We start from the raw sequence: 13710 nt of genomic DNA, 5'->3' as shown, positions 1-13710 counted from the left end.
GGTAGCGGCTTCACCCGGCAGCGGTCACACTGACCAGTGTTCCCGCAGAACCTGCCCCTGCCATGCTGGATGGATTGCCGCCGCACTGGAAGATTCTCCCCCGCCGCTTCTACCAGCGCCCGTCCACCGAGGTTGCGCCGGAGCTCCTCAACAAGCTGCTGGTGCGCGACGATGGACGCGCGGCCCGCATCGTCGAGGTCGAAGCCTACGCCGGCAGCGTGGACCCGGCCGCGCATTCCTACCGCGGGCCGACCCCGCGCACCGCCAGCATGTTCGGCGAAGCCGGGCACCTGTACGTCTACTTCACCTATGGCATGCACTGGGGCAGCAATGTGGTGTGTGGCGAGATCGGCGAAGGGGTGGCCGTACTGCTGCGTGCCGCCGAGCCGCTGGCCGGGCTGGAGTACATGCGCGAACTGCGCCCGGCTGCCAGGCGCGACCACGATCTGGCCAGCGGCCCGGGCAAACTCTCCCAGGCATTCGGGTTGGACCGCCGCTTCGACGGTGCCGATCTGGTCACCGGCAACCAGGGCATCGTCATCGCCAGCGATGGCACCGCACCCCCGCTCGATCCGGTGGTCGGCCCGCGTATCGGCATCACGCGCGCCGTGGAGTTTCCGTGGCGCTGGCACGTTCGCGACCACCGTCACGTTTCAGTGCGTCCACCCCGCTCGCCGCGCAAGCGCTGACCGCGCTGCCTCACGTTGGCATCACCCGGTGATGGCGATACATAACGCGGTACGCACTAGCGTAGCGCCTGACAGCCGCCGAAGCCGCCCTCGCCACCCAGCCCTGAAAAGCGCCATGGACGAAGCCGAACGACTGCTTGAACTTGACCGGCTGCACCTGCTGGACACCCCGCCGGAACCCGTGTTTGACGCCATCGTGGCCGCCGCTCGTGCCGCCACCGGCATGACCATGGCGCTGATCTCGGTGGTGGCCGACGAGCGCCAGTGGTTCAAGGCCAACATCGGGCTGGACGGGGTCAGCGAGACCGCCCGCGAAATCTCGTTCTGCACGCACGCCATCCAGCAGGATGCGCTGTTCGAGATTCCAGACGCCCGCCAGGACCCGCGCTTCGCCAGCAATCCGCTGGTCACCGGCGGCCCCCGCATCCGCCACTACGCCGGCATCTCGCTGGGCTCGGCGCACGGTGCGCGTATCGGCACGCTGTGCCTGCTCGACCCGATGCCCGGCGTGCTGTCGCCGTCGCAACGCGAACTGATGGTGCACCTGGCCCGGGTCACCACCCAGGTGCTGGAACAGCGCAGCACGCTGATGGCGCAGGTCGGCCAGGCCAAGGCCCTGCACCGCGAACTGAAGCGCAGCGAGGATTTCCTGGAACGCACCAACCGCGCCGCGCGGGTGGGCGGCTGGGAACTGGACCTGGCCAGCAACGAGGTGCGCTGGACCCGCGAGACCAAGCTGATCCACGGCGTGCGCAGCACCTTTGAACCCACCCTGGAAAGTGCGCTGTCGTTCTATCGCGAAGACAGCCGCAACATCATCCGCACCGCCGTGCAGCGCTGCATCGACGAAGGCACCTCCTGGGAAGTGCAGCTACCCATGACCACCGCCGACGGCCGCGACATCTGGACGCGCGTGGTCGGCGGCCGGCAGCAGGTGGATGGGCGCCCGCGGCTGGTCGGGGCCATCCAGGACATCACCGAAGAGCGCGCCGCACTGGATGCGCTGGAAGCCAGCGAAACCCGCTACCGGCGTTTGTTCCACTACAGCCTGGGGCTGATCTGCACGCACACGCTGGAAGGCGTGCTGACCTCGGTGAATCCGGCGGCGGTGCAATCACTGGGCTTCGATGAGAGCTACATGATCGGGCGCAGCCTGTGCGACCTGATGCCGCCGGAGAAGCACGCTGCGTTCAAGGCGTATCTTGCACGCATCGCGGTCAACCACACCGATGCCGGCGTGATCGAACTGATCGCCGCCGATGGCACCCGCCACTTCTGGGCGTACCACAACGTGCTCGACAGCGAGGCCAGCCCACCCTACGTGCTGGGCCATGCGCAGGACGTTACCGCGCTGCGCATGCAGGAACAGCAGCTGCGCGAGATGTCCTTCAAGGACCCGCTCACCCAGAGCTACAACCGCCGCTTCCTGCCACGCCTGGACGAGCTGGCGGACCAGCCCTGGGCCTGCCTGATGTTCGACCTCGATCACTTCAAGCAGATCAACGACACCCAGGGCCATGCGCGCGGCGATACCGTGCTGGTGGAGTTCGCCGCCTTCCTGCGCTCGCCGCTGGGTACGGCGGAGAACGTGGTGCGGATGGGCGGCGACGAGTTCATGGTGGTGTTGATCACCCCGGACACGGGGCGGCTGGCGGTGCTGGAACAGTGGTATCTGCAACATGCCGCGCAGTCGCCGACGCCGTTCTCACTCGGTGCGACGCACCACACGCCCGGCGAATCGGTGGGCGATACCCTGCAGCGTGCCGACAGCCGGTTGTATCGCGAACGCGCACGCGTGCGCAGGCATCCGCGGCCGGCGTCCTGACGGGCTACATCCCTTACGCGGCATCGCACGCAATGTCGTGATTGGCACGCCTCGATCATCCGCTGCGCGGGTGCATCCACATTCCAATAATTTCGAACTTTCCAACTATTCTCATTGGCAGCCAAGGCGCTGCATGCAAATCATATCGAGCCACCGACAACGGGTGGCACGGGCTTGCAATCCCGTTTGACTAATGTTGTTTACGCTTGCCTGTCGGCGTCGTCCATTCCCTCTGGATGGCGCCGGCAGGCACTCTGTCCGCGCATCTATGGCGGGCGGTACGTGGGGGCCTCGTGCCCGCCGGAGCTTTGGCAACGTTAGTCGCCGGTATTGCAACCACGCACCGTCCGCCACCCTTGCTGTCAAGCAGGGTGGCTCCTTCGCGTAACGCATAAGGAAACCGCCATGAGCGCCGACCGCTACCCGTACCTGTTCGCCACCCTCGGTGATGTCGCCAGCCAACTGCCCGACACCCTCGCCGAGCCGCTGGAAACCACCCTCGCTGCCAACCCCGCCGCCAACGGCATCACCCTGCTGGGCTGCCTGCAACGCATCCGCGACGTGGAAGCGGCCGACGGCCAGCCATTGCAGCGCAAGGGGCGCGCACCGGGGCAATGCGTGGCGCTGGCGCGCATCAACCGCGCCAACGCCGGGCTCACCGTGCTGCTGGAGCTGCTGCATGCCAGCGAGCGCGTGCGCGTGGATGGCGAAGAGGCGCAACAGGTGGGCAACGACGTACGCGAGGGCCTGCTGCTGGCGTGCAGGGGCCTGTCGGAATATGTGGACACGCAGGTCTACGCGGCCTGAGCGATGGCGCCGGGCACGGCCCGGCGCTACCCACAGTCGCACATGGCGTCATTCCGCCGCCAGCGCTTGGATCGGGTCCAGCTGCGCCGCACTGCGTGCCGGGAAGTAGCCGAAGCCGAGCCCGATCGCCGACGAGCACGCCAGGGCGGCCAGCACCGGCCCCGCAGTGAACAGGAACGGCACGCCCAGCGACAGCAGGCTGGACAACGCCCCCACCGCGAACGCGAACAACACGCCCAGCACACCGCCGAACAGGCAGATCAGCACCGCCTCGATCAGGAACTGGCGCAGGATGTCGCCCTGGCGCGCGCCCACCGCCAGCCGCACGCCGATCTCGCGCACACGCTCCTTCACCGACACCAGCATGATGTTCATCACCCCCACCCCACCCACCACCAGCGCCACCGCCGCAATGGCGGATACCAGCGCGGCCATGGTCTGGCTGGACTTCATCACCGCCTTGCGGATCTGGTCGGCGTTGTAGATGAAGAAGTCGCGGCGCCCATGCAGGCGTTGCAGCTCGGCCGCCAGCGAGGCCTCGGCGGCGTTGGTCGGCACATTGTCGCGGACGCGCACGGTGATGCTCTCCAGGCGCTGGCTGCCCAGCAGCCGCGAGGCGGCCGAGGTGTACGGCACGTAGACCGTGGGCGTTGCGCCGCCGGCAAAGGCACTGGCACCCACCACCCCGATCACCTCCACCGGCATGCCGCCCAGCAGCACCGTGCTGCCGATCGGGTTGCCGGCGAATAGTGCCTTCGCTGCCTTCTGGTCGACCACGCCCACGGCGCGATGCGCGTCCACTTCGTCAGCGCTGAAGAAGCGCCCGGCCTTCAGCCGCAGCCCGCGCACGCGCGGCAGATCCGCGCCTACGCCCAGCACCTGGGTATTCGCGCGGCGGCTGCCCTGCAACGCCGCCACCGATCCGCTCAGGTTGGGGCTGACACTGTCCACGTAACTCAATGCGGCCAGATGGTCGGCGTCGCCCACCATCAACGTCTCGATCTCCGCCGAGCGCGGGTCGCCGAAATCGGCGCCGGGGTAGATCTCCAGCGTGCTGGCGCCCAGCTCGTTGATCTGCGACTCCACCTGCGCCTGCGCGCCCTTGCCCAGCGCCACCACGGTCACCACCGCAGCAACGCCGATGATGATGCCGAGCATGGTCAGCAACGTGCGCAGGCGATGGGCCAACATCGAACGCACGGCCATCCGCGCTGCTTCGCGCACTGCGTCCAACCGGGCGCGGCGTTCGGCACGCGGCGCAGTTTCGTGTTCGGATGCACCTGCGGAATCCGCGGCCTGCGTCCTGCGTTCGCCCCGGTCGGCCACCACCCGGCCATCGGCGATCTCGATCACCCGCGCGGCATTGGCGGCAATCGCCGCGTCGTGCGTCACCAATATCACCGTATGGCCCTGTGCATGCAGGCGCTTCAGCTCGGCCATCACCTGCTGGCCACTGGCATGGTCCAGCGCGCCGGTCGGCTCATCGGCCAGCACGATGGCGCCGCCGTTCATCAGCGAACGCGCGATCGACACGCGCTGCTGCTGGCCGCCGGACAGCTGGCTCGGCCGGTTCGCGGTACGCTCGCCCAGCCCCAGCGTTTCCAGCAGCGTGCGTGCGCGGGCATTACGGGCGTCGGCATCCACGCCGGCATACACCGCCGGCAGCGCCACGTTCTCGGTGGCGCTGAGGTTCTCCATCAGGTTGTAGCGCTGGAAGATGAAACCGAAATGCTCGCGGCGCAGCCGCGCCAGCGCATCCGGCGCCATCTGCTCGGTGGCCTCGCCGTTCACCCGGTAGCTGCCCTCGGTCGGCCGGTCGAGGCAGCCGAGGATGTTCATCAGCGTGGATTTTCCCGATCCCGACGGGCCGATGATGGCAATGAACTCGCCGGCATCGATGCGCAGCGAGACGTCCTTCAGCACCACCACTTCACCGGCGGCGGAGCGATAGGCGCGCGACACCGCGCGCAGTTCCAGCAGTGCGTCGGCCATGCTCACATCCCCAGCAGGCTGGTCGGTTCGGTGTCGGCGCCACTGGGCGCCTGGCCGACCACCACGTTCTCGCCCTCGCGCAGGCCGGACAGGATCTGCACGGCAGTGGCGGTACGAAGGCCGGTGGTTACCGCACGTTCGTGCACGCGCCCCTTGGCATCGACCACCTGCACGGTGGCGCGGTGGCCCTGTGTGTCGTCCGACTCGGTCAGCGCCGTCAGCGGTACCTGCAACGCGTTGGCTACCCGCGCCAGCTGCAGGGTCACCTTCACCGTCATCGAGGGCTTCAACGCCAGGCCCGGGTTGGCCACATCGAACAGGCCGGCGTAGTACACCGCCTTCGGCGTCTGTGCAGAGCCGCCCGCACTGCTAGTGGCCGCCTCGGCAATCGAAGACGGCGCCGGCTCAAGCTGCTGCAGGTGGGATTCATAGCGGCGTCCACTCGGCCCCAGTGTCGAGAACCACAACGGCTGCCCTGGCGCCACCAGTTCCACATCGGCCTCGGCGATCTCGGCACGCACCGTCATCGTGTCCATCTGCGCCAGCATCACGATGGTCGGGGTGGTCTGCATCGAATTCAGCGTCTGCCCGGCCTTGGTGACAATCGCCACGATGTAACCGTCAGTGGGCGAGACGATGCGGGTGTAGCCCAGGTTGATCCGCGCGGTTTCCACCTGGGTCAGCGCCTGGTCGATCTGCGCCTGCAGCGCAGCCACGTCGGCGCGGGCGGCATCACGGGCCACCCGTGCGGTTTCAAAGCCCTCCTGCGAGACCAGCCGCGACGCCACCAGCTGCGACTGCCGCTCGAACACACGGCTGGCCTGCACGTAGCGGGCCTGGCTGGCGGTGTGCTGGGCGCGCAGCGTACTGGTGGCGGCCTCGGCGCTGCGCAGCGCGATGCGCTGTGGTTGTGAATCCACCTCGGCAATCAGGTCGCCGGCCTGCACGCGCTGGCCCAGCACCACATGCAGGCGCTTGACCTGACCGGACACCTGCGCGCCCACCGCCACCAGCTCCTTGGGATTGACCCGGCCCACCGCCTGCACGGTCTTTTCCAGATCAGCCACCCGGGCCGGCGCGGTGATCAGCGCGGTCTCGTCGCCCTCGGCGAGTACCCACGCGGCGGCGCCGGCAGCCAACGCGGCCACGGCGGCAACACTGATCCAGGTCCTGCGGTTGCTCATCGAAACGCCCGGCTGCACGCAGTCGCCCGGTGCGACCGCTGAGCCCCCAGTCTGCTGGCCACGTGTGGACGTCTTCTGCAGCCAGCATGGAGATTGCGTGGAGAGGGCGCCACCGTTCAGGCAGGCGGCCCGCAACTGAACGTGGCGGGGCGTGTCCATGAAATCTCGACACAATCTCGACCGAGTCTCCATCAACGGCCGCTAGCCTCGTCGGCCTCGCCGACTGGCCGCCACCGCACGATGCGCATCACGCAATGAAACACGCCCCCCGTACCCGCCAGCCGCCGCTGGTGCTGATTGCCGAGGATGAAGGCGAGATCGCCGACATCCTGGGCGCCTACCTGGACCGTTCCGGCCTGCGCAGCGCCCGTGCCGCCGACGGCGAAGCCGCCCTCGCCGCCCACCGCCAGCTGCGCCCGGACCTGGTGCTGCTGGACGTGCAGATGCCGCGGCTGGATGGCTGGCAGGTACTGAGCGAACTGCGCCGGCGTGGCAACACCCCGGTGATCATGCTCACCGCGCTGGACCAGGATGTGGACAAACTGACCGGCCTGCGCGTGGGCGCCGACGACTACGTGGCCAAGCCGTTCAATCCGGCCGAGATCGTGGCACGCATCCAGGCCGTGCTGCGCCGCAGTGCCAGGACGGTGACCGAAGAACCCAATGGGCTGATCCGGCAGGGGCCGTTCGAGATCGACCTGCGCAGCCACGACGTGACCGTGCGCAGCGGCGACCAGGCGCATGCAATGGCCTTCACCCTCACCGAGTTCCGCCTGCTGGTGCACATGGCCCGCGCACCGCGGCAGGTGCATGCGCGGGTGGACCTGCTGCACGCCTGCCTGCCCGAGGGCGATACCCAGGAACGCACCGTCGACAGCCATGTCAGCAAACTGCGGCGCAAGCTGGAGGAGGTGGGCGTGATCGGCATTCCCGCCACCATCCGCGGCGTCGGCTACCGCTTCCTGGACTGAATGATGAACCCCAAAGGCAAGAGCATCGGACGCCAGATCACGCTGTCCATCACCGTCGCCTCGCTGTGCTCGACGGTGCTGTCGATCAGCGGCTTCTACCTGTTCTACTACCTGATGGAAGTGTTCTATCCGCGCTGGTATGACCAGCCGGAAACCATCATGCCGTCCGGCCTGGAATGGCTGTGGATCGGCCTGACCGCCAGCGTGGTCGTCATCTTCGCCACGCTGGTCGCCTCGCGCCTGACCCGGCGCATCATCACCCCGTTGAACTCGGTGGCCGAGAGCCTGCGAAGGGTGGCCAGCGGCGATCTGGACGCGCGTGCACGCGGCGGTGATACCACGATGGCTGAAGCGGCAGCGCTGGTCAGCGATTTCAACTCGATGGCCGAGCGCCTCAGCCGCATGTCCGAGAACCGGGTGTTCTGGAATGCAGCAATCGCGCACGAACTGCGTACGCCGATGACCATCCTGCGCGGCCGCCTGCAGGGCATCGCCGAGGGCGTGTTCGAACCGGGGCCGGAACAGTTCAACAGCATGCTCACCCAGCTGGAGGGCCTGACCCGCATCATCGAGGACCTGCGCGTGGTCAGCCTGGCCGAGAGCGGCCACTTGGACCTGCGGCTGCAACGCAGCGATGTCAGCGTGCAGGTGGCGGCGGTGGTCGAAGCCATGTCCGAGGCACTCACCGAAAGTAGCTTCTCGGTGACACTGGAGGCGCGCCCGGCGCTGGCCGACTGCGATCCGGCGCGCATCCGCCAGGCGGTGCTGGCGCTGCTGGAAAACGCACGCCGCCATGCCATTCCCTGCCCGCTGCGGGTGCGCGTCACGCTGGCCGAAGGCCATTGCACTGTAGCCGTGGAAGACAGCGGTCCTGGTGTTCCGGATGAACTGCGCGACAGCATCTTCGAAGCGTTCCAGCGCACCGACGTCTCACGTTCACGGCAGAGCGGTGGCTCCGGGCTGGGCCTGGCGGTGGTGCGCGCGATTGCCGTGGCCCATCACGGAACGGCGCGCTGCCGCGCCACCGAGCGTGGCGGTAGTTCATTCGAACTGCGCTGGCCGGTGCACGCGCGGCGCTGAAGCTCGGGTAGCGGCCCACCTTGGCGGGCACCACGCCCTCCGCTGAACACCGCGATTTTCTCCACGCAACCTCCATCGTCTCTCCATGCCCGCTCCAAACGGCTGCCGATACTGGGCATGACCGGGGAGATGGCAGGCATCCATCCCCTGCCCTGTCCTGTCTCCGTCCCCTCCAGGCATCCCGATGAAACACCCCCACGATCCGGCGGCTGCCGCCGGCAGCATCGGCCAGCAGAATGCGGCCGCCACCCTGAAAGCGATCCTGCGCACCTATCCCTGGCAGCTCACCGGTACGTTCTCGCTGGTCGCGCTGGAGAACGCGCTGCTGCTGGCCTACCCCCTGTTTGCCGGCTTCGCGGTGGACGCGATCATCCGCGGCGACATCGGCCACGCCCTCTCCTATGCCGGCGTGGTGCTGTTGTTCTGGCTGGTCGGTGCCGCCCGCCGTGCGGTGGATACGCGCACCTTCACCCGCATCTATGCCGACCTGGCAGTGAATGTGGTGCAGGCGCAGCGGCGTCTCGGCCAGGCGACCTCCACCTCCGCCGCACGCGTGGTGCTGGCGCGCGAATTCGTCGACTTCTTCGAGAAGCACGTGCCGATCATCGCAACTGCGCTGGTGTCGATGTTCGGCGCGGCCGCGATGCTGCTGGCGATCGAACCCCTGGTCGGCGCCGCCAGTCTGGTCGCCCTGCTGGGCGCACTGTTGCTGCTGCCGTCGTTCGCGCGCCGCAACGAGCAGCTGCATGGGCGCCTGAACAACCGGCTGGAACATGAGATCCGCCTGGTCGACCGGGTCAGCCCCTCGGTGCTGCGCCGTCACTACACCACGCTGTCGCGGCTGCGCATCCTGTTGTCAGACCGCGAAGCCGGCGCCTTCGTGGTGGTCGGTGCAGCGGCCGCGGTGCTGTTCGCGCTGACCATCGGCCGCCTCGCCACCACCGACGGGGTGACCCCGGGCCATGTGTATGCGGTGATGACCTACCTGTGGACGTTTGTCGGCAGCCTGGATGATGCGCCGTCGATGGTAGACCAGCTTGCGCGGCTGAAGGACATCGGCCGCCGGGTCAGCCCGGGCATGGAGGATGCGGAGCCTGACCGGTAGCTGCCCATCAGGAATGAGCGTTAGCCAGAGGCCACCGTGCGCCCGCACATTGCCAATGCTCCGATGATCAATGCTTCCATGCTGCGGTCGAACTCGGCCTGCTGTGCCTTCCGATCCAAGGTCCGACGCGTGGCATCCACCAGCGCATGCCGGGAATACACGGTGTCGGCCAGCGCCACGGCGTGATAGGCCACGGTCGACAGCAGCCATGCCGCCTGTTCCAGCGGCAGGCCATGCACGCGACTGAATTCGGCATGGTGGCGCTGGATACGCGCCAGCATCTCCGGCGTCTTCGCGCCGTGGCTGACCAGGAACGCGGCCAGGCCCGGATTATCATCCACCAGCGCCCGCAATGAGCGCTGAAACGCACGCAGATCCTCCACGATGCTGCGCTGCCCAGCGGCATCCAGCGCCGGTGCCTGCCAACGCTCGAAGATCGCCTCGGCCACCAGCTCGCGCAGTGCCGCCAGATTCGCCACATGCTTGTACAGCGCGATATGGCTGACACCGAGTGCCGCCGCCACGCCGACGAAGCTCAGTCCCGGCAGCGTCATGGCAATGCCGGCGTCGGCGATGCGCTCGCGGGTGATGCTGGGCGGTCGCCCACGGGCAGCGGTCTTTTTTGGTGCAGCCATGCGGTAACGGTTCCTGCGTGATGCGCGGGCAAGGGCTGTCATGGTGGTCCGCCGCCACGCAGTGGTCAACGCGTCGCGTGTCGTTCGGACAGGCCCGGGTTGCGGTGCGATCAATTTAGTTTACTATGATGTAACTAATTCGCATCTGCAGTGCCCAGGATCGTTGTCGATGTCCGCGTCCCCCACTTCAATCACCCCGGCCGGGCCGCTGCGCAGCGCCGACCATGATCGCGGCCTGCAGGCGCTGCAGGTCCAGGTGGTCGCGGTTGTGCAGCCGTGCGCCAGCCTGCTGCGCCTCCTGGTCCAGCTACCGGAACACGCAGAACTTGCACCTTGGCAGCGTGCCAACACCGCGGTGCGCATCCAGCTGGGCGCCGGGTTCGGCGATGTATCACGGATCTATACCGTGCGCAGCGTCGATGCCGCCACTCGCCAGTTCACCCTGGACGTAGTGCTGCACGAGGCGCCGGGGCCGATGCTGGCGTGGGTACGTGCGCTGCGCCCCGGTGATGCCTTCGATCTGACCGGGCCGCGCCCCCATCTCCAGATGCCGCAGCGCGAAGGCGCCTGCGCGCTGCTGTTCGCAGACCAGAGCGCCATCCCAGCCCTGTTTGCCCTGCTGCAGCAGTGGCCTGTCGGTCAGCGTGCGCAGGCCTGGGTCAGCTCGGAGGATGCTTTCCCGGTAGACGAGCTGCCGCACCCCGACGGTGTCTGCGTGCATCGCCTTGCCACCGGTGACGCACCCTTGCTGCAGCACGCGCGCCAACAGCAGCCGCAGCCTGGCAGCACGGTCTGGGCAGCCGGCGAGCGCGAGGAAATGCGCGCCCTGCGCCGCCACTTCATCGAAACGGTCGGCCTGCCACGCACCGATGTTGCCGTTGCCGGCTACTGGAAGCGTGGCGAGACCACCACCGAAACCGACCGGCGTCGCCGCCGCAACTACGAGCGCGTGCTGGCGCGCGGCGGTGGCCTGCAGGACCTCGACGACCTCGCCGACGATATCTGATCCACACGACAGCATCCGCGCCACGCGCTTCGTTCCACCCAGCCACAGATCGCCCACGCACCTCGCGTGCAGCACTGCCCCAGCGGCAGCGCCGTGCCCTCTGCCAGCCATTCCACAGCCCGCGTCGTCCTGCCCCTGCAGGTCACCGACGGCGCCGTGCTGGCCGATCGCACGACCCACCACACGAGAACCGCCATGTCCCTCCCCCTGCGAACCCTGCCTCTCCCACGCCGCTCCGCGCTGTCCGTGGCCGCACGTGCAGCGTTGCTGCCCCCCCTGTTGATCGCCATCGCCGCCCACGCCAACGATGCACCCGATGGCGCCCGCCAGTTGCCCACCGTGAACGTGCGCGCCGACAAGACCGCACCCACCGATGCCTATGCGGGTGGACAGCTCACGCGCGGCAGCCGCGTCGGCCTGCTCGGCGAGCTCGACTTCATGGACACGCCGTTCAACACCACCCGCTACACCGCCGGATTCATCGACAACATCCAGGCGCCGGACCTGGTACGGGTCATCGCGCTGACCGACCCCAGCGTCTACAGCAGTGGCTCCAGTGGTGGCATCTCCGACTACTTCAACATCCGCGGTTTCGGTGTCGCCTCGTCGGATATCGGATTCGGTGGCCTCTACGGGCTGATTCCCTACTACCGCGTCACCCCGGAACTGGCCGAGAGCATCGAGGTGCTGAAGGGCCCCTCCGCGCTGCTCAACGGCATGCCGCCGGGCGGCTCGGTGGGCGGTGCGGTGAACCTGGTGCCCAAGCGCGCTGGCGACACGCCGTTGGCCCGCTTCACTGCCAGCTACGGCAGCGACGCGAAGTGGGGCGGTCATCTGGATGTCGGCCGCCGCTTCGGCGCGGGCAAGCAGTTCGGCGTGCGCCTCAATGCCGTGCACCGCGACGGCGACACCGCCACCGACCACCAGCAGCACAAGACGCAGCTGGCCTCGCTCGGCCTGGACTGGCGTGGTGAGCGCTCGCAGGTGTCGCTGGACCTGTTCAGCAGCCGCGACCATGTGGATGGCCTCAACCGTGGCGTGTCGCTGTCGCCCGGCCTGGCCGTGCCCCGCCCGCCGAAGGCCAGCACCCTGTTCGCACCGGACTGGACCTTCAGTACCGTCAAGGACCAGGCCGCCGCGCTGCGCTGGTCGTTCGACATCAACGACCACCTGCAGGCGCACGCCAGTTACGGCCACGGCCACACCGATTTCGACTCCATCGCCAGCGCCACCACGCTGATCACCAACACAGCCGGCGACTTCCGCAACAACTTCGCGCACCAGCGCTTCATCTACAGCAAGGACACCGCCGAAGCCGGCCTCTCGGCACAGTTCCACACCGGTGCTGTCGATCACGCGGTGGCGATCAGTGCGGCGTGGTACCAGCACGACCAGAAATTCGGCTTCAAACGCAACCTGCTGGCCAGGGATTGGGTGACCAACATCTACAACCCGCAGTGGGGCCCGGCCATTGATCGAAGCTTCAGTGACGCGTCGCTGCCGAAGACCGCGGAAGTGCGCACCACCAGCGTGGGTATCGCCGATACGCTGTCCTTCATCGATGATCGCGTACGGCTGACCCTGGGCGTCCGTCACCAGACCGTACTCAGCGATACCTTCGATGGCAGCACCGGCAAGCGCACCGCACGCTATGACGCCAGTGCCAACACTCCAGCCGGTGCGCTGCTGTTCAAGGCCAGCGATCGCCTGTCGCTGTATGCCAACTACATCGAAGGCCTGAGCCAAGGCAGCACCGCCCCTTCCACCGCCGCCAACGCTGGCGACGTGTTTCCGCCGTACAAGACGCGCCAGCGCGAGGTCGGCGCCAAGGTTGACTTCGGTCGCCTGGCCAGTGTGCTGAGCGTATACGAGATCGAGAAGCCCGGCGCCTACACCGACCCGTCCACCAACGTGTTCTCGTTCGGCGGCCAGCAACGCAACCGTGGCGTGGAATGGACCGTGTTCGGCCAGGCCACCGAACAGCTGCGCGTGCTCGGCGGCATCGGCTGGCTGCAGCCGAAGCTGACCCGCACCCAGGGCGGCATCAACCAGGGCCGCCTGGCCACCGCCACCCCGCAGTGGCAGGGCAAACTGGGCGTGGAATGGGATGTGCCCGCCGTGGCCGGCCTCACCCTCACCGGCAATGCAGTCAGCCTGTCCAAGGGCTACATCAACGCAGACAACAGCCAGTGGGTGGCGGGCCGCACCGTGTTCGACCTCGGCGCCCGCTATGCACTGCAGGCCGCCGGTCACCCGCTGGTGCTGCGTGCCAGCGTGCAGAACCTCACCAACAAGGCGTACTGGGCCGGCAGCCTCGGCTCCGGGCTGGGCACGCCGCGCACCGCGCTGCTGTCGGCCACCGTCGATTTCTGATGCCTGATACACGGGCGCCCCGCCATCGCGCAGGGCGCCCCGG

At 67.9% G+C, this 13710-nt stretch carries 11 protein-coding genes; 8 read left to right on the top strand and 3 right to left on the bottom strand.

Going from position 1 to position 13710, the window contains the following annotated elements; genetic code table 11:
• Window positions 1–62: 62 nt before the first annotated feature.
• The 3 genes from AC5P7U_RS03195 (at window position 63) to AC5P7U_RS03185 (ending at window position 3321) form a co-directional block, all read left to right on the top strand.
• A complete protein-coding gene (locus tag AC5P7U_RS03195) occupies window positions 63–689 on the top strand; it encodes a DNA-3-methyladenine glycosylase (RefSeq protein WP_049457113.1) in 627 nt (208 codons plus the stop codon).
• A gap of 115 nt (window positions 690–804) precedes the next feature.
• The gene (locus AC5P7U_RS03190; RefSeq protein ID WP_345784121.1) at window positions 805–2514 is read left to right on the top strand and encodes a sensor domain-containing diguanylate cyclase; all 1710 of its coding nucleotides are present in this window, start codon (window positions 805–807) and stop codon (window positions 2512–2514) included.
• A gap of 405 nt (window positions 2515–2919) precedes the next feature.
• The gene (locus AC5P7U_RS03185) at window positions 2920–3321 is read left to right on the top strand and encodes a hypothetical protein (RefSeq protein WP_274510548.1); all 402 of its coding nucleotides are present in this window, start codon (window positions 2920–2922) and stop codon (window positions 3319–3321) included.
• A 48-nt stretch (window positions 3322–3369) separates the two neighbouring features.
• Here AC5P7U_RS03185 and AC5P7U_RS03180 read toward each other — a convergent pair whose 3' ends face one another.
• Together AC5P7U_RS03180 and AC5P7U_RS03175 are read right to left on the bottom strand one after the other, a co-directional pair.
• On the bottom strand, window positions 3370–5313 hold the full coding sequence (locus AC5P7U_RS03180) for a MacB family efflux pump subunit (protein WP_495220785.1): 1944 nt from the start codon (window positions 5311–5313) through the stop codon (window positions 3370–3372).
• Window positions 5314–5315: 2 nt separating this feature from the next.
• Complete coding sequence (locus AC5P7U_RS03175; RefSeq protein WP_495220784.1) at window positions 5316–6497, bottom strand: efflux RND transporter periplasmic adaptor subunit; 1182 nt, start codon at window positions 6495–6497, stop codon at window positions 5316–5318.
• Between the two features lie 254 nt (window positions 6498–6751).
• On the opposite strand from AC5P7U_RS03175, the gene AC5P7U_RS03170 reads away from it, so the two are divergent.
• From AC5P7U_RS03170 to AC5P7U_RS03160, 3 genes are all read left to right on the top strand, one after another.
• The gene (locus AC5P7U_RS03170) at window positions 6752–7468 is read left to right on the top strand and encodes a response regulator (RefSeq protein ID WP_308308162.1); all 717 of its coding nucleotides are present in this window, start codon (window positions 6752–6754) and stop codon (window positions 7466–7468) included.
• Between the two features lie 3 nt (window positions 7469–7471).
• The gene (locus AC5P7U_RS03165; protein ID WP_197563153.1) at window positions 7472–8548 is read left to right on the top strand and encodes an ATP-binding protein; all 1077 of its coding nucleotides are present in this window, start codon (window positions 7472–7474) and stop codon (window positions 8546–8548) included.
• A gap of 184 nt (window positions 8549–8732) precedes the next feature.
• On the top strand, window positions 8733–9653 hold the full coding sequence (locus AC5P7U_RS03160; RefSeq protein ID WP_197563156.1) for an ABC transporter six-transmembrane domain-containing protein: 921 nt from the start codon (window positions 8733–8735) through the stop codon (window positions 9651–9653).
• Window positions 9654–9673: 20 nt separating this feature from the next.
• Here the strand turns inward: AC5P7U_RS03160 and AC5P7U_RS03155 are convergent, their stop codons facing one another.
• The gene (locus AC5P7U_RS03155; RefSeq protein ID WP_006447341.1) at window positions 9674–10288 is read right to left on the bottom strand and encodes a TetR/AcrR family transcriptional regulator; all 615 of its coding nucleotides are present in this window, start codon (window positions 10286–10288) and stop codon (window positions 9674–9676) included.
• Between the two features lie 169 nt (window positions 10289–10457).
• Here AC5P7U_RS03155 and AC5P7U_RS03150 point away from each other — a divergent pair, with 169 nt between their 5' ends.
• Window positions 10458–11294, top strand: a complete 837-nt coding sequence (locus tag AC5P7U_RS03150) for a siderophore-interacting protein (RefSeq protein ID WP_308308164.1) — start codon at window positions 10458–10460, stop codon at window positions 11292–11294.
• A 195-nt stretch (window positions 11295–11489) separates the two neighbouring features.
• Complete coding sequence (locus AC5P7U_RS03145; RefSeq protein ID WP_197563160.1) at window positions 11490–13667, top strand: TonB-dependent siderophore receptor; 2178 nt, start codon at window positions 11490–11492, stop codon at window positions 13665–13667.
• The last annotated feature ends 43 nt before the right edge of the window (window positions 13668–13710 follow it).

The organism is Stenotrophomonas sp. YJH_SMC_57 (genome assembly GCF_059369755.1).
This window is presented reverse-complemented; position numbering and strand designations above follow the sequence as displayed.